This is a genomic window from Catellatospora paridis (assembly GCF_009720365.1).
GTDB classification, from domain to species: Bacteria; Actinomycetota; Actinomycetes; order Mycobacteriales; family Micromonosporaceae; genus Catellatospora; species Catellatospora paridis.
Genome location: NZ_ML769312.1, coordinates 199,500 through 218,132 on the forward strand (window position 1 = coordinate 199,500; position 18,633 = coordinate 218,132).

General features: G+C 70.9%; 19 protein-coding genes. 10 read left to right on the forward strand and 9 right to left on the reverse strand.

Annotated elements, in window-relative coordinates:
* The first annotated feature begins 177 nt into the window (after positions 1 to 177).
* Positions 178 to 1,491: an RICIN domain-containing protein gene (locus tag F9C41_RS40550; RefSeq protein ID WP_196279566.1), complete on the forward strand. Its 1,314-nt coding sequence runs from the start codon at positions 178 to 180 to the stop codon at positions 1,489 to 1,491.
* An 82-nt stretch (positions 1,492 to 1,573) separates the two neighbouring features.
* Here the strand turns inward: F9C41_RS40550 and F9C41_RS00805 are convergent, their stop codons facing one another.
* On the reverse strand, positions 1,574 to 2,785 hold the full coding sequence (locus F9C41_RS00805; RefSeq protein WP_196279567.1) for an MFS transporter: 1,212 nt from the start codon (positions 2,783 to 2,785) through the stop codon (positions 1,574 to 1,576).
* A 119-nt stretch (positions 2,786 to 2,904) separates the two neighbouring features.
* On the opposite strand from F9C41_RS00805, the gene F9C41_RS00810 reads away from it, so the two are divergent.
* From F9C41_RS00810 to F9C41_RS00820, 3 genes are read left to right on the forward strand one after another with little or no spacing between them, the layout of a single operon-like run.
* Positions 2,905 to 3,849 (forward strand): ArsR/SmtB family transcription factor, encoded by a 945-nt coding sequence (locus F9C41_RS00810; RefSeq protein ID WP_230689181.1) that lies wholly within the window; start codon positions 2,905 to 2,907, stop codon positions 3,847 to 3,849.
* 55 nt (positions 3,850 to 3,904) lie between these two features.
* Positions 3,905 to 4,465, forward strand: coding sequence for a GNAT family N-acetyltransferase (locus tag F9C41_RS00815; RefSeq protein WP_155384635.1), 561 nt, complete (start codon positions 3,905 to 3,907; stop codon positions 4,463 to 4,465).
* A 51-nt stretch (positions 4,466 to 4,516) separates the two neighbouring features.
* On the forward strand, positions 4,517 to 4,966 hold the full coding sequence (locus F9C41_RS00820; RefSeq protein ID WP_155384636.1) for a GNAT family N-acetyltransferase: 450 nt from the start codon (positions 4,517 to 4,519) through the stop codon (positions 4,964 to 4,966).
* Positions 4,967 to 5,001: 35 nt separating this feature from the next.
* Here F9C41_RS00820 and F9C41_RS00825 read toward each other — a convergent pair whose 3' ends face one another.
* Both F9C41_RS00825 and F9C41_RS00830 read right to left on the reverse strand, forming a co-directional pair.
* Entirely contained in the window at positions 5,002 to 5,388 is a 387-nt protein-coding gene (locus F9C41_RS00825; RefSeq protein ID WP_155384637.1) for a hypothetical protein, read from the reverse strand.
* 53 nt (positions 5,389 to 5,441) lie between these two features.
* Positions 5,442 to 6,167 carry an SDR family oxidoreductase gene (locus tag F9C41_RS00830; protein ID WP_155384638.1) on the reverse strand — a complete coding sequence of 242 codons (726 nt, stop codon included), beginning with the start codon at positions 6,165 to 6,167 and terminating at the stop codon, positions 5,442 to 5,444.
* Between the two features lie 369 nt (positions 6,168 to 6,536).
* Between F9C41_RS00830 and F9C41_RS00835 the strand changes: the two genes are divergently transcribed.
* A complete protein-coding gene (locus tag F9C41_RS00835) occupies positions 6,537 to 7,214 on the forward strand; it encodes a hypothetical protein (RefSeq protein ID WP_155384639.1) in 678 nt (225 codons plus the stop codon).
* A 107-nt stretch (positions 7,215 to 7,321) separates the two neighbouring features.
* On the forward strand, positions 7,322 to 7,915 hold the full coding sequence (locus tag F9C41_RS00840) for a hypothetical protein (protein WP_155384640.1): 594 nt from the start codon (positions 7,322 to 7,324) through the stop codon (positions 7,913 to 7,915).
* Position 7,916: 1 nt separating this feature from the next.
* On the opposite strand, the gene F9C41_RS00845 is transcribed toward F9C41_RS00840, so the two are convergent.
* The 4 genes from F9C41_RS00845 to F9C41_RS00860 form a co-directional block, all read right to left on the reverse strand.
* Positions 7,917 to 8,225: a hypothetical protein gene (locus F9C41_RS00845; protein ID WP_155384641.1), complete on the reverse strand. Its 309-nt coding sequence runs from the start codon at positions 8,223 to 8,225 to the stop codon at positions 7,917 to 7,919.
* A gap of 76 nt (positions 8,226 to 8,301) precedes the next feature.
* On the reverse strand, positions 8,302 to 8,604 hold the full coding sequence (locus F9C41_RS00850; protein ID WP_155384642.1) for a hypothetical protein: 303 nt from the start codon (positions 8,602 to 8,604) through the stop codon (positions 8,302 to 8,304).
* Positions 8,605 to 8,921: 317 nt separating this feature from the next.
* Entirely contained in the window at positions 8,922 to 10,124 is a 1,203-nt protein-coding gene (locus F9C41_RS00855) for an urease accessory protein UreH domain-containing protein (RefSeq protein WP_155384643.1), read from the reverse strand.
* 158 nt (positions 10,125 to 10,282) lie between these two features.
* A complete protein-coding gene (locus tag F9C41_RS00860) occupies positions 10,283 to 11,626 on the reverse strand; it encodes a golvesin C-terminal-like domain-containing protein (RefSeq protein ID WP_155384644.1) in 1,344 nt (447 codons plus the stop codon).
* A gap of 309 nt (positions 11,627 to 11,935) precedes the next feature.
* Between F9C41_RS00860 and F9C41_RS00865 the strand changes: the two genes are divergently transcribed.
* From F9C41_RS00865 to F9C41_RS00875, 3 genes are all read left to right on the forward strand, one after another.
* Positions 11,936 to 13,054, forward strand: a complete 1,119-nt coding sequence (locus F9C41_RS00865) for a sensor histidine kinase (protein ID WP_155384645.1) — start codon at positions 11,936 to 11,938, stop codon at positions 13,052 to 13,054.
* Positions 13,051 to 13,719: a response regulator gene (locus F9C41_RS00870; RefSeq protein ID WP_155384646.1), complete on the forward strand. Its 669-nt coding sequence runs from the start codon at positions 13,051 to 13,053 to the stop codon at positions 13,717 to 13,719. Before F9C41_RS00865 ends, F9C41_RS00870 begins: the two co-directional genes overlap by 4 nt.
* A gap of 70 nt (positions 13,720 to 13,789) precedes the next feature.
* Positions 13,790 to 14,452 carry a DUF2306 domain-containing protein gene (locus F9C41_RS00875; RefSeq protein WP_230689304.1) on the forward strand — a complete coding sequence of 221 codons (663 nt, stop codon included), beginning with the start codon at positions 13,790 to 13,792 and terminating at the stop codon, positions 14,450 to 14,452.
* Between the two features lie 66 nt (positions 14,453 to 14,518).
* On the opposite strand, the gene secA2 is transcribed toward F9C41_RS00875, so the two are convergent.
* Complete coding sequence (gene secA2, locus F9C41_RS00880; RefSeq protein WP_155384648.1) at positions 14,519 to 16,975, reverse strand: accessory Sec system translocase SecA2; 2,457 nt, start codon at positions 16,973 to 16,975, stop codon at positions 14,519 to 14,521.
* A 353-nt stretch (positions 16,976 to 17,328) separates the two neighbouring features.
* Here secA2 and F9C41_RS00885 point away from each other — a divergent pair, with 353 nt between their 5' ends.
* The gene (locus F9C41_RS00885; protein ID WP_155384649.1) at positions 17,329 to 17,877 is read left to right on the forward strand and encodes a D-alanyl-D-alanine carboxypeptidase family protein; all 549 of its coding nucleotides are present in this window, start codon (positions 17,329 to 17,331) and stop codon (positions 17,875 to 17,877) included.
* A 13-nt stretch (positions 17,878 to 17,890) separates the two neighbouring features.
* Here F9C41_RS00885 and F9C41_RS00890 read toward each other — a convergent pair whose 3' ends face one another.
* Positions 17,891 to 18,622 carry a hypothetical protein gene (locus F9C41_RS00890; protein WP_230689182.1) on the reverse strand — a complete coding sequence of 244 codons (732 nt, stop codon included), beginning with the start codon at positions 18,620 to 18,622 and terminating at the stop codon, positions 17,891 to 17,893.
* Positions 18,623 to 18,633: the final 11 nt, after the last annotated feature.

Consider the following 18,633-nt stretch of genomic DNA (forward strand, 5'->3'; position numbering starts at 1 on the left):
CTGGTCCGAGTCCTTGACGGTCTTGGATGTTATCGGTCACACTCGACCTCGCCGTAACATCCTCGAAACCCAGTTCTCCCATCGGTGGCACCTCGTGCACCAATGTTTACGTAAACATTCTAGGGCCGCAGGTCAGCTGGGCCGCGGACATCTGACCTGACGAGAATCGGAGTACAAGTGAGAATCCCTGCACTGCACCGGCTTGCGCGGGTGCTGGCCGTCGCGTTGCTCGGCGTCGTCGCCGGCACTGTCGCGACAGCGGCGCCGGCGTCCGCCGCGACGTCGTTCGTCTACGCCACGTTCAAGGGTGACGCCGTCGCCGACGAGGAGCTGTGGCTGTACTCGTCGGCGAACGCCACCAGCTTCGGCGTCCTGGCCGACACGAACTACCGGGGCCCGTCCGGTGTGCTGCGCGACCCGAGCATCATCAACTACAACGGCAAGTACTACGTGGCCTACACCGTCCAGTCCTGGACCACGAACTCGACGTCGTTCAACGTCGCCTCCAGCACCGACCTGCTGTCGTGGACGCACGTGGCCACCGTCAACTCGGGCATCACCAGCACGAAATTCGTGTGGGCGCCCGAGTTCTACGTGGAGGGCGGCACCGTCCGCATCATCGCGAGCGTGGCGCAGACGACCTGCTCCGCGTGCTTCCGGCCCTACGTGTACACCGCGCAGAACACCGCTCTCTCCTCGTGGAGCGGGCCGGTGCAGATGGACGGGCTGGGCTTCAACCACATCGACACCTTCGTCGCGAAGTCCGGCAGCACCTACCACGCCTTCGTCAAGAACGAGACGTCCAAGTTCATCGAGCACTGGACCAGCACGACCAGCGTCACCAGCGGCTGGACCAACCAGGGCACGCTGTGGACCTCGGGATACGAAGGGCCGTCCCTGGCGCAGATGACCGACGGCACCTGGCGCATCTACATCGACAAGTACACCAACGGCGGGATCTGGACCGCGACCAGCTCGAACCTCAACAGCTGGACCGGCCTGAGCGCGGTCGCCTGCGCCGGCTGCCGGCACGGCACCGTCGTGCGGACCGAGACGCTGTCGACCGGCCCCGCATTCACCTCCACCGCGGTGGCGCAGCACAGCGGCAAGTGCGTCGACGCGGTCAACGCGACCGCCGCCAACCAGCTGCGGCACAACACCTGCACCGGCGCGTCGCCGCAGTCGTGGCGGTTTGAGCCCGTGGGCGTCGACACCTACACGATCGTCAACGCGAGCAGCGGTCTGTGCGCCGACGTGGACGGCGGATCCACCGCCAACAACGCCAAAATCATCCAGTGGACCTGCAACGGAGCCGCCAATCAGACGTTCCAGCTGAGTCTGGTCTCCGCCAAGGTCTACCGGCTCGTCGCCGTCGGCAGCGGCAAGTGCATCGACGTGACGAGTGCGTCCACCGCCGACGGCGCCACCATGATCCAGTACACCTGCGGCAGCGGGACCAACCAGCGGTTCAACCTCGCCGGACACCCCTGACCCGCTGCGCGACCCCGCAAGCTGTGCGGGACGGGTGCCCCGTCCCGCACAGCTTGCCCCCGCGAGGAGGCCGGACGGCAGGTCAAGTGCCGGCGGGTGCCGCCTGCCCGACCGTGACCGGCTGCGGTGGGACCGGCCGGGCGTGCCGCAGGCTCCGCGTGAGCAGCAGCGTCACGGCCAGCGACAGGCCGGCCAGCAGTGCCACCGCCCGGTGCGTCGGCAGCACGTCGGCGACCACTCCCGCCAGTGCCGCGAAGACCGCCTGCCCGGTCATCATCCCGTTCTGCTGCAGGCCGAGCGTCTGGCCGCGTGCCTCCGGCGGGGAACGGTCGATCAGCCACTCCTGCATCGGCAGTGAGGCCGCGAAGCCGACCGAGGCGATCAGCGCGAGCAGCATCGCGGGCGGCAGGTCCGGGTGCACCAGGAACGCGAGGTAGGGGAGGGGAAGCAGCAGCCGCAGCGGCAGGACGCAGCGGCGGCGGGCGGCCGGGGACAGGAACCGCCCCACCACGATGTCGCCGGCGAGCATGCCGAGGGCGCCGGCGGCGAACAGGAAACCGGCCCGGTCGCCCGCGTACGGCAGGAACAGCGCCTCGCAGCCCACGACCAGACCGCTGGGCAGCCACAGGTTGAGGTAGAGCGCCCGGCGTCCGCGATCGGCCCACAGCTCCCGGTTGACCCGCATGGTCCGGGCCATCGAGGCCCGCTCGCCGGTCCTGGCCGGCCGTTCCCGCAGGCCGAACCACGTCATCGCCGCGGCGAGCGCCCGCAGCGCGGTCGCGATTCCGAACACCTGGTACGGGGTGAGCCAGGCCAGCAGCAGCCCGCCCGCCCCGAAGCCGGCGATCTGCATCACGCCGACGCTGGCGTTCATCGTCGAGCGGGCCAGCACGTACCCGCCGGGCGGCATGATGTCGTTGAGCAGCGACCAGCGGGCGCCGCCGGTGATCGACCCGAGATACGCGACGAGCAGGATGACGGCGAGCCGCACACCGATCGGCAGTGCCGGGACGGCCTGGACCGCGGTGCCGGCGAGCGCGACCAGCGCGGCGAGGGTCAACGCTCGGCGCGGCGGCAGGCTGTCCGCCGCGGAGAGCAGCGTCAGGCTGCCGAGCACGCCGGCCAGCGGCGCCCCGAACATGCTCAGCGCGGTCAGCGCCGCCGAACCGGTCACGGCGTAGGTCAGCGAGCCGAGGGCCAGCGCGGAGCTGGTGTGCGCGGCGATGCCGGCGCAGTTGGCGAGGAAGAGGCTGCGGAACTCGCGGATGCCGAACAGTTCCGAATACGTTCTCACGCCCACGATCCTCGGGTGCTGCCGAACGGGCCCGTTAGAGTTACGGCTGGAGGCGAAACGTGGGTGTCTGGCAAGTACCGGTGGATCTGCTCGCACGCAGCCGCTTCACCATCTCGCCGATGACCGACACCGTCTCGGCGCTGCTGTCGCTGCACCGGCCGCGCCGCCCGTGGCAGCACACTTGGCGGCGGCCATACCTGGCCGCCTACGAGCGGATGCTGGCCCGACGGCCGGTGGTGCGGGCGTTGGTGGTGGCCGCGTTCGGCCGCCGGTACATGGCCGACTTCATCACGCTGGCGCCCGCTTCGGCGACCCCGACGTTCGCCGAGGAACTCGCGGCCGTCATGGCACGCCCTGACGAGCAGATCCGTGCCGACCTGCGGGCGACCCGGCCGGGGCAGCTCGATCGCGTGCTGTCGGTCGACGGGCTGACGCAGGAGGCGGTGTTCCTGCTGGACTGGGTGTGGACGCACACCGTCCGTCCGGAATGGCCGGCGCGCGAACAGCGGCTGCGGGCCGATGTCGTGGCACGTACCGCCCGGCTCAGCGCCGAGGGCTGGGCAGGCGTCTTCCCCGACCTGGCAGCCACCATGGAGTGGCTCGGCGACGGCCGCCTGCGGGTCAACGACCTTCCCGACCCGCCGCTCCCGCTCGACAAGGCCGAGCAGCTGATCTTCGTCCCGGCGCACTGCGGCCACGGCTGGGTGGTGTGGGACCAGCCCACGCGCTTCGGGATGGTCTACCCAGCCCGTGGCATTCTGGCCGACACCGTCCCGCCTGCGCCGGACGGGCTGGATCGGCTGATCGGCCCGAACCGGGCGACCATCCTCCGCCGGCTGGGCACACCGGTCAGCACCTCGCACCTGGCCGCGCTCACCGGGCTGTCCCTCGGGTCGGTCAGCGACCACCTCCGGGTGCTGCTCGATGCGGGGGCGGTGACCAAGCAGCGTTCGGGACGTGAGGTGCTCTACTGGCGCACCCCGTTCGGCGCCGTCCTGGTCGACAGTTCGAGCGGTCCACCGGCCCCGGCGACGCCTGGCCGGCCCACCGACTATCCGGGCTGACCCGCTTCGACGGAAACGATGTGCTCGTACGGACGCTGTCGTACATCATCGTCTCGTGGTTGATTTCGAGGCGCTCATGGCGAGTGCGAGCGCGCGGCTGGTGCTGCGGGTGCCTGAGCCCGCCGACCTGGAGCGGTTGTTCGACCTCTACTCGGATCCGCAGGTCTGGGGTCCCGACCCGCTGAGCCGACACGATGACCCGGCGCAGACCGAACGCATGATCGGGAATTGGCGGGCAGCGTGGGACCGCGACGGTCTCGGCATGTGGACCGCCTGGGCCGGTGACGAGTTCGTCGGGATCGGTGGCTGCTTCGTGCGCTGCGGCGTCGCCTGGAATCTCGGATTCCGCCTGCGCCCGCCCTGCTGGGGACGCGGATACGCGCAGGAGATCAGCGCGGTGGCGATCTCCGCCGCGCGCGGGCGACGCGCTGAGCTTCCCGTCACCGCGTACCTGCTCGAAGGCAACGATCAGTCGCTGCGGGCGGTCGAGCGGGCCGGCCTGAGCCGCGTCTGGCGAGGCCCGGACGCGGGCAACCCCGACACCACGGCGATCCGGCTGCTCTACAGCGACCAGGCGTTGTCACCGGCCGCGCTGAAAGCCCTCACCGAAGTCTGACGCCGGAAATCAGGTCGCTGGGCCCGCCCCCCGGCCGCTATCGTCCGCGGCATGCGACTGGAACAGATCACCCGGAACAACTATGCGGCGGCTCTGGCGCTGTCCGTGCGCCCCGATCAACAGGATCTGGTCGCGCCGGTGGTCAAGTCGCTGGCCGAGGCCTATGTCTTCGCCGGGCAGGCCTGGCCGAGGCTGATCTACGATGACGACCGGCTGGTCGGCTTCGTGATGGCCTTCCTCGACATCCCGTGGGCCGGCGATCCCGACGACCTGCGCTCTGGCCTCTGGCGGCTGAACATCGCGGCCGACGCTCAGGCGAACGGCTACGGCCGGTTCGCCGTCGAAGCCGTGTCCCGCGAGATTCGCGCCCGTGGCGGCACCCGCGTATACGTCAGCTGGGAGCCTCGCGTCGGAGGCCCCGAGGAGTTCTACCTGAAGCTCGGATTCCGGACGACCGGCGAGCAGAACGGTGGCCAGACCGTCGGCGTCCTGGACCTTTGAACCAGTGCCGCGTCCGACGACGTTCACCGACTCCGTCAGGTCGTCGGCGGCGTTTCCGGAGCGGTCTTGCGCAGCAGGTAACCCAAGCCGCTCTTGACGGCGTCGACGGCGACCGCCCCGGCTACGCCCAGCACCAGCCAGCGGCCCAGCACGCTCGCGGTCACCATGTTCCACAAAGCCATGCCCGGCTGCGCGAACAGGTCGGTGAGCCAGGAGAACAGCCGGCTTACGGGGTCGTCGCCGTAGAACCCGTCAAGTCGCGCGGTCAGCGTGCCGGCGGACAACCGGGCGCCGCCGTCCCACCACGACGCGATGGTGTCGTCGGACCCGGGCCGTCCGAAGCCGAACGCGATGACCAAGGATGCGCACAGTGCCAAGGCGGCGGTGCGGAGCCTGGCTCGGTTGGTCGGGGTCATCGCCATGGCCACGAGTATGGCGCGTCCACCGTCGCCCCGATACAGGGAGTGGTCAGGCCCTAGACGAGGACCGCGCCGCCGTCGACGAGGATCGACGTGCCGGTGGCCATCGGCTGCTCCATCGCGTACAGGTAGGCCAGGGCTACCTCGGACGGCTCGCCGACCCGGCCCACGGGCAGCGTCGCGGCGATGCCGTCGTACATGGCCTGCTGCTCCTCGGTCGACATGCTCGTCCACAACGGGCTGCGGGTGACTCCAGGCGCGACCAGGTTGACCCGGATCGGGGCGAGTTCCAGGGCCAGCTCCCGGGTCAACGCCTCCATCGCGCCGCAGATGCTCGCCCCGAGTGACCAGCCCGGCCCCGGGCGCTGACCGGCGGTGCCTCCTGTCAGCACGATCGAACCGGGCTGCCGCAGGGCCCGGGTGGCGGTCACCGCGCGGATGACGGCGAGGGCGCCGAAGTAGCGGGTGCTCCAGAAGTCGTGGGCGATCTCCGGGGTCAGGTCGGCGAGCATGGTGAGCCGCAGCGGCTCGCCGGCCGTGTAGACCAGGTGGTCGATCGTCCCGGCCCGCTCGACCAGCCGGTCGATCGAGTCTGGGTCGGCGAGGTCGACGGTGCCGCCCTCGGCGCCCGCGGGCAGCTGGCCGAGTGCCCGGTCGACGCTTGCCCGGGTCCGGGACGCGACGATCGGGATGGCTCCCCGCTCGGCGACGGCCTGCGCAACCGCCAGACCCAGCCCCGAAGTGCCACCGACCAACAGGACGCGGGTGCCCTCGAATGCCATGGCTCCATCCTTGCGCGTCCACCGGCCGGGACGGGCGCGTATCGGAGCCGGTGGATCGCCGCAGCTTTCCCGCCCGGATTCGCGGGCAGAGTCGGCAGGATTTCGTCCAAAAAGAGATGAATTATGGACGAAAGGTTTGAATATCAAGCTAAATGCCGCGCCGCGCGGCGTTGCTGATCGCAACGCTTTGCCTACCCACAGACGATGGCCCGGTGAGTGAGGGCGAATCGCGACGCGGGCGGCGCCGGGTTTCGGCGTCCTCACCGCCACCGCCGACGTTCACGTTTGAGGAAGGCTTCGCCGGGGAATGTGAGAGCGCCCGTACGTCTGGCTGGGCGTGCAGCTCTGTCGTCTGCGCCAGGAGGGTTCATGAACGGTAAGGACGCCGACGCGGTCGGGCCCGCTGCGAGCCCGGCCGGGAGCGTCGCTGCCGCCGACGGCGGCCATGTCCAGGGGGACATCGTGCGGGTGCTGGCCGGGGCTGACATGGTGGCCGCGCACACCGTCTACCCCTCGCTGGGGGCGGACGGCTTCGTAGGCTTCGACATCTTCCGTATGCAGGACGGCTCCCCGGCCGAGCACTGGCGTGCGGCACAGCCCCTCGCGGTCCACAGCGCCAATGGCCACAGCCAGTTCGACGGACCGGCGGAGGTGCAGTACCCGGGTCAGGTCGCGACGACCCGCAAGGTCGTCGACTACTACGTCGACCGGGTCCTGCTCGCCCGCGACCACGACCTGCTGTGCAGGTTCGTCGTTACCGACCTCGTCCAGCACGACCCTGCCCTCGGCAACGGCATCGGCCCCATGTGGGCGGCCCTGGCCGAGGCGGACGTCCGCTACACCCAGCACACGGTGACCGTCGCCGACGGAGAGTTCGCACTGACCGCCTGCACCGGCTCCGTCAACGACACCCCGACTGCCTTCTATGACCTGTACCGCCTCGAACACGCGATGATCGCCGAGCATTGGAACGTGATCACCGTGCCGTTGCAGCCGATGCCGTATTCGGTAACCCATCCGCGGCCAGGCCCGGAGGCTCGACCTTAGATCCGACGTGGCGCTGCTGTTCGGGCACGTCTTCCGAGGCACTTTCGTGGGGCCGCGCGGGGGCTGTCTCATCGGGTATGGTCTCGCCGCATGGCTGGGGAGGGTCGATGAGAAGACGCTGGTGGGTCGGTCTGGTGGCGCTGGCCCTCGTCGCGTCAGGGTTGGCGCTCGCGTACTGGCAGCGGATCTCTCCCCCTCATGCGACCGTGACCGGTGAGCCGTACGCCATCACGTTGGACGTGAACGGCTGCCCGATGATTCCGCAGCGGCCGCGATTCGTGGACTCGCCGGGCGAGTTGGTACCGCCGGATCCGGTGGAGGTCGTGCTCTGCTCCCTGCCCACGGAGGTCTTCCCGCCGGGCGGCGCAGCACCGACCGTCCCGCTGAAGCGGGTGCTCACCGCCCGAGCGGCCGAATTCGCCGCGATCCTGAACCGTCTGCCCGACCGCAACACCGTCTGGCGCGACTGGCAACGACGCCACAGTGGACTGTGGCCCGACTCGGCATCGTCCCGCGTGACCGTGTGCCCGGCGATCGGCTACCCGTATGACTTCACCTACCTGCTGCGATACGCGGACCGGCCGCCCGTGGCCCTGGTTTCCACGTGTGACACCGGCGGTCTGACCACCGGGTCCCGCACCCGGATCGACGTGGCCAAGCCCCACGTGATCGACGAGTTCGCTCGCCTCTCACAGACCTGACCTACACCGCCCTGGCGATCATGAGTTTTCCGCGGCGGTGGAAGCGCGGTGCGCGGTACTCCACGACCGTCTGCGCGCCCAGCTCGACGACGGCGCTCGCCTCGGCATGGCCGAAGGGCTCGCCCTTGTTCGGGACGACCTGCACCGCGACCCGGTGCGGCCCGGCGGCGACGGCCACAGTGTGCGTGCCCCAGGTCCGGACCAGCTGGTCCACCCCGTCGACGCTCAGCTGCGGCGTGCTCGTCCGGTACAGCCGGGTCAGCGACGGGTGCGCCAGCGTCACCCGCAACATGCCCTGACCGATCGACACGGTCACCTCCTCGGCACCATCATCGCCGCAAGCGGCGTGCCGGCGGGCTGGTTCGCCGACGACAGGTCGTGAACGGTCAGGCGCAGGCGGCCGTGACGGCGTTCTCGGCGGTTCGCATCGCGGGCGAGTCGATCACGGCTTTGAGCTTCGCCTGCTCGCCGTCGGACCCTTCGACGGCGACGATCGCCTGCTCGACCGCCAGCTGGTACGCGGAGAGCTTCGCCTTGAGCCGCGGGTCGCCGGTGAGTTCGGCGGCGGCGGCAACGCCCGTGTGCATGGCGGTGTAGGCCGTGTTCAGGTCATTGGTCGCCTTGGCGAGATCCTCCCTGGACAGCCCGCTGCGGCCGAGGGTCGTCGCCACGGGCGCGAGCGCGTCCATGGCGCTCCTGCGAGCATTCGCCACCGCGTCGCACGCGGGGACGGTATTCGGTCGGGGCGTTCCCGTGGGCACGGCTGCGGCGGAGGACGCGCCCGCCCCGGTGGTCGCGGTGGGACCGGCGGTGGCGGTCGGGCCGGCGGGCGTGGTCTGGCCGGTGGAGGCGGCCGGTGTGCCCTCGCCGCACGCGGCCGCTCCCGCGAGCGTGAGACCGGCAAGAACAGTGCCGAGGAGACGGCGTAGGTCAGGTCGCACGGAACTTCCCTTCTGCCCGCTCGGCTGACCGGGCGGGACGTGGTCCCCGTCGGGACGGATCGGGTTCAGAAAGCGAACGCGGCGCGGGCGGCCAGGCCGAAGCCGACCACGATGATGACCGATGCGGTAGCCTCCGCCGGCACGGTGAGCCGGCCGAGCCACGCCCAGCGGTCGCGTGCCCGCAGCAGTAGCAGTCCGGCGGCGGTGAGCATGGCCGCCATGCCCAGGCCGTACACGATGATCAGGACGATGCCGAACCAGAGGCGGCCCAGCGCTGCCGCGCCGAGCAGCACGACCAACGCCGTGGGGCTGGGCACCAGGCCGCCGGCGACGCCGAGGGCGGCCAGGCTGCCCCGGCGACCGTCGTGATGATGATGATGTTCGTGCTGCGTGCCGTGGTGGTGGGCGCGCCGGTGGCGCAGACCGCTGATGAGGATGCCGACTCCCACGACGGTGATCAGGACGCCGCTGGCCACGCCGAGCCATCTGAGCACGGATTCGGCGGCCAGGCCCGCGAACGCGGTGGTGGCGAGGCCGAGGATCAGCACGCCGGCGGTGTGGGTGAGCGTGACGGTGCCGCCGACGATGACCGCGTCGCGCCGCCGCCCGCGCCGACCGGCCAGGTACAGGGCCATCACGGTCTTGCCGTGGCCGGGCAGTGCCGCGTGCGCGGCGCCCAGCAGCGCCGCGAACAGCACGGCCAGCAGCAGGACCTGCGGTGACGGATCTCCGATGGCGCCGGTGAGCCAAGCCTCACCACGCTCCAGCCAGCTTCGTTGCGGCGGGACGGGGGCGACGTCAGCGGCGGCGTCAGCTCCGGAGCGCAGGGTCAGCTGCGCCGACCGCTCGTAGGGCGGCAGGTCCGCCGGGGGCGGGACGCCGACGCCGGCCAGCACGATCTGGTTGGCGCCGACCCGGTCCGTGAGGTATCCGTTCATCACCGAGATGACCGCCGCCGCGTCCGACCCGGCCGGAGCCGACAGCCGGCAGGTGAGCCGAATGGTCTCCAGGCCCGGGGTGCCCTGCCGTTTCAACTCCTGCGACTGGAGGGTCCACTGCAGCGGGGCCTGCCCGATGCGGGCGTCCAGCTTGCCGGCGAAGGCGGCGCAGTCGGGCGTGAGCTGCTTGGCCGCCACCTCGCCGACGTCGAGCACCGCGACCACGTCGACGCGGTCGGGATGCAGCGTCACTTCGACCAGCTGGTCGACCGAGAACGGGGTCAGCGGGTGGGCGGCGATGGCCGCGCCGAGCAGGATCGTGAGGATCACGAGGCACACTCCGTGGCGGTTGTTGGCTCACGCGGTCGACGGCGGGCGGATCCGCCGTCGCGCGTTCTGGCGGATGCTGCGGCGAGGTGTGGAGGCGCGTCGGTCCCGCCGCACCCCCACACCCGGGCGGTGCACTTGCACGTACGGATGTCGCTGCCTCAGCTGATGCGGGTGACCTTCACGGCGTCGGCGATGACGTATCCGGTGCCGGCGGTCCAGCGGCTGACGCCCACCTTGTTGTCGTCGCCGGCGGCCAGCGTGAAGTTGCCGAGGGAGACCCATTTGCCGCCGTTGGCACGCTGGTTGACGTTCACCACCTGGTTGCCGCTCGGTGTGACCACGATGTACGGGGTCGCGTCGTTGTAGCCGGCGTTGGCCGAGTACCACACGGCGACCTGATAGGTGCCCGTCGCCGGGATGTTCACCTTGTACCAGGCCGGATCGCTGACGGAGAGCGGGTCGGCGAAGCGGTAGTCCGCGCCGTACCGCTGGGTCGAATAGGTCGATGTTCCCCAGGCCGTGCTCGCGGTGAACCGGCCCGCGGTCGTGTTGTCGACGATGGTGCTCCACGCCGGGGGGATCAGGTTGATGTTGCTGAGGACGAACTGGTTCGCCGCGTCGGTCTTGTAGGTGTTGAGGAAGGGGGAGTAGGTCTTGACGTCCAGGGTCTTGTTGTTCGGGTCGACCGTCATGATGCGCAGGAAGCTGTTGGGGTCGCGCTGGGAGGCGTTCTGGTAGTCGGCCTGGATCTGGTGGACGGTGTTGCCGTTCGTGCCCTGCTGGGTGATCACCCCGGCGTTGACGTAGTGGCCGGAGAACGTGAACCGGAAGTTGGCCTGCTTGCTGACCAGGTTGGTCCACAGGTTGTTGCCGTTGGTGTCCTTGGTGACGCCGTTCTGGTAGGCGTGGGTGACCAGGATGGCGTTGTGGTTGGGGTGTGCGGACACCACCGAGTTCGCCCACGTGATCTCTGCGGCGCTGGGCGCGTACTTCATCGCCACCACCAGCCAGTCCACGCCGCCCGCGTTGAACGTGTGGTAGGTGTTGTCGTTCTGGTTGGCGGGGTAGGTCCCGCCGAACGACGGCAGCCCGGTGAAGGTGGATCGCGGGTAGTGGGTGTTGTACCTCGTCGCCGCGCGGGTGGTGGTCGAGTCGAGGTCGTGGTTGCCCGGTCCGATGATGTAGGGCACGTCGTCGGTGGGCAGGCCCATCGCGCTCTTGCTGTTGTTCCACTGGGCGAGCTGGTCGGAGTTGTCGACGACGTCACCGACGTGCAGCACGTACTTGATGTTCCGGGCAGTCTGCTGGTCGTCAACCCACTGCATCTGCGCCCGGTACACCTCGGGCCAGTACTCGGAGGCGTACTGGGTGTCCGGCAGCATCACGATGGTGAAGGTCTCCGCGGCCAGTGCCTGCGCCGGTGCTGCAGGGCTCGGTAAGGCCGTCACCATGAGCACGGCGAGGGCCGTGCCGAGAACACGGGTGGTCTTGGTGATCCTCATTCATTCCTTCCTTCCTCGGTCTGTGGAGCAGGACCGCGGCACGGCGAGGCAACGGGATCCGTCCACATCGCACTGATGAAGGAAGTTTCCGGGCGAGCGGAATATCGTGCAACTAATCTCTAGTGATTGATTTAGATTCGTTATAGGGGGTCGTCGGGGGTTCACGTGCTGCTCACCTGCGATCAAGTTGCCCGGAAGGCGTCGCCGAGAGCAGCGTGAGCGTGACCCGGCGAGCGCTTCGGCGGCTGGGGTTCGGGGACGGCACTTTGGGTTGATCTGCCGAGCCGCGCGGGCTCGTACCATCAGGTCGTGCGTGGACTGTCCTTCTGGCGTGAGCAGCCTCCGGCGCCGATCCCGCGCCGCGGCCGGCGAGACTACCTGCTCGTCGGCGTCGTCCTCGCGCTGACCGCGGCGGAGGGCCTGCTCCGACCCGGGCTGCCGGCGGCTTCGCTGCTGCTCAGTGCCGGTTTCGCGGCGACTCTGCTGTGGCGGCGCGAGCGCCCGCTGCTGATGGTGGCGCTCTCCTTCGGGACCGGCGCGCTGATCCCGCTGGTCACCCAGGACACGGTGCCCGACACCTACACGATGGTCTACCTGCTGCTGCTGCCGTACGCGTTGACGCGGTGGGGTTCGGGACGCGAGATCACGGTCGCCGCCGCCGTGATGCTCGGGTGCATGGCGCTGTCGGCGCTGACCGGCACCACAGGTGCCGCGGACTCGGTGGGGGCCGTCGCGGTGGTGTCGGCGGTCGCCGCGGCCGGCCTGGCGCGGCGCTACCGCGTGCGAGCCCGAATGCGAGAGCTGGAGCAGGTGCGCCTGATGGAACGCGAGCGGCTGGCCCGGGACCTGCATGACACCGTCGCCCACCACGTGTCGGCGATCGCCGTCCGGGCCCAGGCCGGCTTGGCGGCCGCGCCGGCCAGGCCGGAGGCGGCGACGGAGGCGCTGCGGGTGATCGAGGCCGAAGCGTCCCGGGCGCTGGCGGAGATGCGCGCCATGGTGCGGGTGCTGCGGCAGGACGAACCGGCCGAGTACGCCCCGAGCCCGACCGTCGCCGACCTGCGGGGGCTGGCGCGCCCCACGGGTGCGGGCCTGCCGGTCGACGTGCACGTCGACGGTGACCTGGCGTCGCTGTCCGCGCCCCTGGTCGGCGCGCTGTTCCGGATGGCACAGGAGTCGGTGACCAACGCGCTGCGGCACGCGCGGCAGGCGACCCGAGTGCAGGTGCGGGTCAGCGTGGGCGACGACGTGGTGCGGCTGCGGGTCGACGACGACGGCACGCCGGCGAAGGACACGGGCGGGGGCTACGGGTTGACCGGGATGAGCGAGCGCGCACGGCTGCTGGACGGGGTGTTCCGGGCCGGGCCCGCCCCGGCCGGCGGCTGGAGCGTGGCGGTGGAGCTGCCGCTCTCCGGGCCGGCCCGGTGAGCACCCGGGTGCTGGTCGCCGACGACCAGGAGATCGTGCGCACCGGCCTGGCGATGATCCTCGACGCACAGCCCGGCCTCGAGGTGGTCGCCACCGCCGCCGACGGCCTGGAGGCGGTGCGGCTTGCCGAGCGGCTGCGACCCGACGTCTGCCTGCTCGACGTGCGGATGCCGGTGCTGGACGGGATCGCCGCGACCCGGCGGCTGGCCGGCCCGGGCGTCGACCGGCCGCTCGCCGTCGTCGTCATCACCACGTTCGATTTGGACGAGTACGTCTACGGCGCGCTGCGCGCGGGCGCCCGGGGGTTCCTGCTCAAGGATGCCGGGCCGGCGCTGCTCAGCCAGGCGATCCACGCCGCGGCCAAGGGCGACGCGCTGATCGCGCCCAGTGTGACGACGCGGCTGCTGCGCGCCTTCGCCCGGCAGGATCCGCAGGCGGCACCCCGGCAGCCGGTCGAGGCGCTCACCGAGCGGGAGGAGCAGGTGCTGGGCGCGCTGGCCGCCGGGCGCACCAACACCGAGATCGCCGCAGACCTGTTCATCAGCCTGAGCACGGTGAAGACCCACGTGGGCAGCCTGATGGCGAAGCTGGGTGTCCGCAACCGGGTCGAAGCCGCGATCTGGGCATACGAAACAGGCCGGGCCGGTCGTAGTACCAAAGGATGAGCCGGTGCCGCCGCTGCGAGCCTGAAGACCGATGAACGCCGCCCGGCGCCGCCGCACCATCGAACACGTGATGAATCGTTCTCGCCTCGTCCCGTACGGACTGATCGCTTTGAGCTTCGTGCCGGTCGTGGCCGGCGCCTTCCGGGTGACCGAGTTGGCCTCCGGTGCGCCGGTCGACGACGGCAACGCCAGGTTCTTCGCGCAACCGCTGCCGGTGGTGCTGCACATCATCGGCGCCACCGTGTACTGCCTGCTGGGCGCGTTTCAGTTCGATGCCGTGCTGCGCCGACGACGGCCGGGCTGGCATCGCGTCGCGGGCCGGGTGCTGATCCCGTGCGGGCTGGCCGCCGCGCTGACGGGGATCTGGATGGCGGTCTTCTACGACCTGCCTCCCGTCGACGGCCTCGGGGTGATGCTGCTGCGGCTGGTGTTCGGCGGCGCGATGGCGCTGGCCATCGTGCTGGGCTTCGCCTGTGTACGGCGGCGCGACTTCACCGCGCACCGGGCCTGGATGATGCGCGCCTACGCGATCGGGCTGGGCGCCGGCACCCAGGCCTTCACCCACCTGCCCTGGCTGGTCGCCGGGAACGTGCCCGACGAGCGGGGCCGGTTCACGGCCATGGCCGCGGGATGGCTCATCAACCTGGCGGTGGCCGAGTGGTTCATCCGCCGCTCGCGCCGGCGGCCGGCACCGGCCGGCACCGCCGCGACGGCGCTGCTGCCGGTGCGGTGAGCGACGCTCGCCGCAGACCCGCTCGTCGCGGTGCGGCCGCCAGACGGCGGCCGCACAGACGGCACGTCAGCGGCCCAGGAGCGCCTTGGCCATGCCGGAGATCAGCCGCTCGATCTCCGAGCCGAACGGGTTGTCGTGCACCATGTACGTCCACGTGGCGCTCGGACGTTCCAGACCCGCCTCGGCGGGCGTCCAGTCGGGGCTCTCGATCCTCGCCGCCATGAACGTCTCCGCCGTGCCGGTGTCGACACCGGTCAGCAGCCGGCTGAACGCGGGCACCGCCACCCGGTGGAACTCGTCCAGCGGGTCCTGCCGGCCCAGCGCGCGCAGGTGTACGCCGTCGCGCACGTCGGCCAGCATGCCGAGGTGGTCGGCCCAGCCGCGGTCCAGGTGGTACAGCGCGATCTGCCGCGCGACCTCCTCGGTCGCCGGCTCGCCGATCGCGGCCACGACCGCGGCGTACCGCTCCGCAACCGTGACCATGTCCGGGTCGCCGTCGGCCAGGTCGTCGGTGTCCTCCCACAGACCGGCCGCGACCGTGTCGGGGTCGGCCGGGAACCGCGTCCGGCCCTCGCGCAGCAGTTCCGCGGCGGCGTCGGTGGTCAGCAGCGCCTTGCGGCGCTGCGCGAGCACCTGGCGCTGCTTCTCGACCAGCACGCCGTAGCGCCAGGTGTTGCGGTGGATCTCGAAGTCGACTCCCTCGGCGACGCGCTGGGCGTGCCCCACCGCCCAGTGCACGGCCGGGCCGGTCACCCGCCCGTCCCCGGCGGTCGTCCCGCCGATCCCGTCGCCGTGCCGCACGATCAGTTCGTCCTCGCGGCTGACGAAGAACATCGAGCCGCCCGGGTCGCCCTGGCGTCCCGCCCGTCCGCGCAACTGGTCGTCGACCCGGCGGCTGTCGTGGCGGCCCGCGCCGAGGACGTACAGACCGCCGAGCTCGGCCACCGCCGCCCGGTCCTGGCCGTCGCTGCCGCCCAGCCGGATGTCGGTGCCCCGGCCGGCCATCTGCGTGGACACGGTGACCGCGCCCCGCCCGCCCGCCTCGGCGATGACCGCGGCCTCGTGCGCGTCGTTCTTGGCGTTGAGCACCGTGCACGCGATGCCGTGGGCCTGCAGGGCTGCGGCGAGCCGCTCCGACTCGGCCACGTCCAGCGTGCCGACCAGCACCGGCCGCCCCGTCTCGTGCGCCGCGGCCACCTCGGCCATCAGCGCCTCTTCCTTCTCCTCGATCGTCGCGTACACCCGGTCCGGCTCGTCGACCCGGACGTTGGCCGTGTTCGGCGGGATGACCGCGACCTCGAGCCGGTAGAACTCGCGCAGCTCGTCGCCGATGCTCGACGCGGTGCCGGTCATCCCGGCGACCGTGGGGTAGAGCGCGATGAACGCCTGCACGGTGATCGTGGCCAGGATCTCGCCCTCGTCGGTCGCGGTGAGCCCCTCCTTGGCCTCGACCGCCGCCTGCAGCCCGTCGGGCCAGCGGCGGCGGCGGGCGACCCGGCCCCGGAACTCGTCGACCAGCGCGATCCGGCCGTCCTTGACGATGTAGTCCACGTCCACGGCCAGCAGCGCCCGCGCGTGCAGGGCCTGGTTGACGGCGGTGAGCTTGGGCAGGTTCTCCTGGGCGTAGAGGTGGATGCCGCCGGAGGCGCGCTCGACCATCGCCACGCCGGTGTCGGTGAGCTGCACGTTGCGGCCGTCGTCGACGACCTCGTAGTCGCGGCCCGGCCGCATCGCCGCCACCAGCAGCGCCGCCGCCTTCGCGTCCGACGCCCCGTCGGTGAGGCTGCCGGCCACCACCAGCGGCACCCGGGCCTCGTCGATCAGGATCGAGTCCGCCTCGTCGACGATCACCGTGTGGAGGCCGGGCATGACCGCGTCCTCGGCGCGCAGCACCATCTGGTCACGCAGGAAGTCGAAACCCGCCTCGCTCACCGACACGTAGGTGACGTCGCAGCGGTACGCGGCGGCGCGCTCGTCGTGGGCGGCGCCCTCGCCGACCGCGCCGACGGTCAGCCCGAGCAGCCGGTACGCGGGACCCATCCAGCGGGCGTCCCGGTCGGCGAGGTAGTCGTTGACGGTCAGCACCTGCACCCGGGAGCCGCGCGCGACGTAGCCGAAGGCGGCGATGACCGCGGCCAGCGTCTTGCCCTCACCGGTGGCCATCTCCACGACGTTGCCCTGCAGCATCGCCATCGCTCCGAGCAGCTGCACGTCGAACGCGCGCTCGCCGAGGGCACGGCGGCCGGCCTCGCGGCCCAGCGCGCAGATTTCCGCCAGATCGTGCTCGTCGATGGGCAGCGGCTCGGCCAGCGTGACGAACGGCTGCCCGTCCTCGGCCTCGCTGACGAGGTCGCGCAGCGCCACCGCACGCTCGGTGAGTTCCGCATCGGTCAACGCGGTGAGCTCGTCCTCCAGGTCCCGGATCTTCGGCAGCATCGCCTCATAACGGTCCAGACTGACCGTCGTTCCGGGGCGCTCCATGAACGTGCGCAGCTTCTGCTTCAACCGATCACCCAAACCCATGCCGCAAAGGTACGTCCTCCGGCGCGACACGCCCGCCCCGGACGCGTCATCCGCGGCGTTTAGGCTCGACCGGCAGCCGAGAGGCCGGGAGGGATCGATGGCGCCGGGATATCTGTGGGTCGACCACACGGCCCCCGAGCACCCGGCTCATGTCGACGGCCTGGAACGCGGTATACGGCCGTACGCCGAATGTCCGATTCGCGATTTAAAAACAGCATGAGGTGTCTGTGCGTGCTTATCGACGATGTTAAGAGCATGTGTGGTGATCGGTTCACGGTGCGATAACACGTAGCGTGTTGAAGTGATCTTCCGTAAGTCACCGGACCCCTCTTCCGGTGTCGGAAGGAGTTCACATGTCATGCCCACCCCCGCGCCGCTCGCTGGCCCTGAAGGCCGGCGTCGGCATCGCCGCCACGCTGCTGATCGCGGTCCCGACGTACGCGGAGATCGCCTCGGCCGACAGCGGCGTCACCGCGGCCGACGGCGAGCTGGACCAGCCGGTGTCGCCGTTCGCCGACGGCCACCCCACCGTCGACAACCTCCGCCCCGAGTTGCGCGCCGCGATCCGGCAGGCCGCCGCAGACGCGCGCCGCGACGGCGTCGAGGTCCTGATCAACTCGGGCTGGCGCAGCCGACGTCACCAGCAGCACCTGCTTGACGAAGCCGTGGCGTCGGACGGTCCGGAGAAAGCGAGGAAACGCGTCAACACGCCTGACCGGTCCACCCACGTGACCGGCGACGCGATCGACGCCGGACCACCCGAGGCCGACCGCTGGCTGCAGCGAAACGGCGCCGCCTACGGCCTCTGCCAGGTGTACGCCAACGAGATCTGGCACTTCGAGCTGACGACCGCGCCCGGCCGCCCCTGCCCGCCCCAGCTGCCCGACGCGTCCGCGGGCTGATCCCGCCGGTCCGTCAGCGCGTCCCCGCCGGTGCGAGAATGCCGTACCACCAGGTTTCGCGCTCGTCGCCCAACATGTCGAGCTGCTCGTCGGTGGGACGGTAGCCGTCCGGCGGCTCCGCCGACGCGGCACCGCAGCGCTGCACGATCTTCCGCAGCCGGGTGACACCGGGATCGTCGCGCAAGTCCTCGACATCCAGCAGCGTGCCGTCGACGAGCAGGGCAGGGCCCAAGGCGTACCACGCCGCGACGAGCCCCGGGTCGCCGTGCCGCTCGGCCGCCTCGGCGATCGCCGTGACCACGTCGAGCAGCGCGACGCGGGCGGGCGCGACCGCGTCAGGGCCGTGCAGCAGTCCCGCGTCGACCAGCCGGCTCCACAGGGCCGTGCCCGCCTCGCAGTACAGCCATGGCGGGTCGACGTAACCGTCCTGCAGCCAGTCGTCGTAGCCGGCGAAGTCGTCGGCGTCCTCGTCGAACTCGCGCAGCGCCTGGAACTCGGTCAGCCCGTCGAAGAACTCGCGGCGCGGCGCGTAGTCCGGGTGCTGGTGGAGCGGGAGCCGGTAGGTGTGCCGTCGGCGCAGCAGGATGTCCAGCACCCGCCCCTGGGTGTGCGCGCAGTCGAACCTGGCCTGGAACGTGTACAGCGCGGTGAACCAGTTCCGCAGCCGGTCGTCGTGCTCGGCGTGGCGGGCGTCGAGCACCACGACCGATCCGGACACCAGATCCTCGATGTCGTGCATCGACATGCCGACCTCCT

Bases quoted from the DNA above. Each gene is read 5' to 3' on its own strand.
- F9C41_RS00810 (WP_230689181.1), top strand. From the start codon at position 2,905: ATGACCGACACCGTCTCGGCGCTGCTGTCGCTGCACCGGCCGCGCCGC.
- F9C41_RS00820 (WP_155384636.1), top strand. From the start codon at position 4,517: ATGCGACTGGAACAGATCACCCGGAACAACTATGCGGCGGCTCTGGCG.
- F9C41_RS00825 (WP_155384637.1), bottom strand. From the start codon at position 5,388: ATGGCGATGACCCCGACCAACCGAGCCAGGCTCCGCACCGCCGCCTTG.
- F9C41_RS00830 (WP_155384638.1), bottom strand. From the start codon at position 6,167: ATGGCATTCGAGGGCACCCGCGTCCTGTTGGTCGGTGGCACTTCGGGG.
- F9C41_RS00835 (WP_155384639.1), top strand. From the start codon at position 6,537: ATGAACGGTAAGGACGCCGACGCGGTCGGGCCCGCTGCGAGCCCGGCC.
- F9C41_RS00840 (WP_155384640.1), top strand. From the start codon at position 7,322: ATGAGAAGACGCTGGTGGGTCGGTCTGGTGGCGCTGGCCCTCGTCGCG.
- F9C41_RS00850 (WP_155384642.1), bottom strand. From the start codon at position 8,604: ATGGACGCGCTCGCGCCCGTGGCGACGACCCTCGGCCGCAGCGGGCTG.
- F9C41_RS00860 (WP_155384644.1), bottom strand. From the start codon at position 11,626: ATGAGGATCACCAAGACCACCCGTGTTCTCGGCACGGCCCTCGCCGTG.
- F9C41_RS00875 (WP_230689304.1), top strand. From the start codon at position 13,790: ATGAATCGTTCTCGCCTCGTCCCGTACGGACTGATCGCTTTGAGCTTC.
- secA2 (WP_155384648.1), bottom strand. From the start codon at position 16,975: ATGGGTTTGGGTGATCGGTTGAAGCAGAAGCTGCGCACGTTCATGGAG.
- F9C41_RS00885 (WP_155384649.1), top strand. From the start codon at position 17,329: ATGTCATGCCCACCCCCGCGCCGCTCGCTGGCCCTGAAGGCCGGCGTC.
- F9C41_RS00890 (WP_230689182.1), bottom strand. From the start codon at position 18,622: ATGTCGATGCACGACATCGAGGATCTGGTGTCCGGATCGGTCGTGGTG.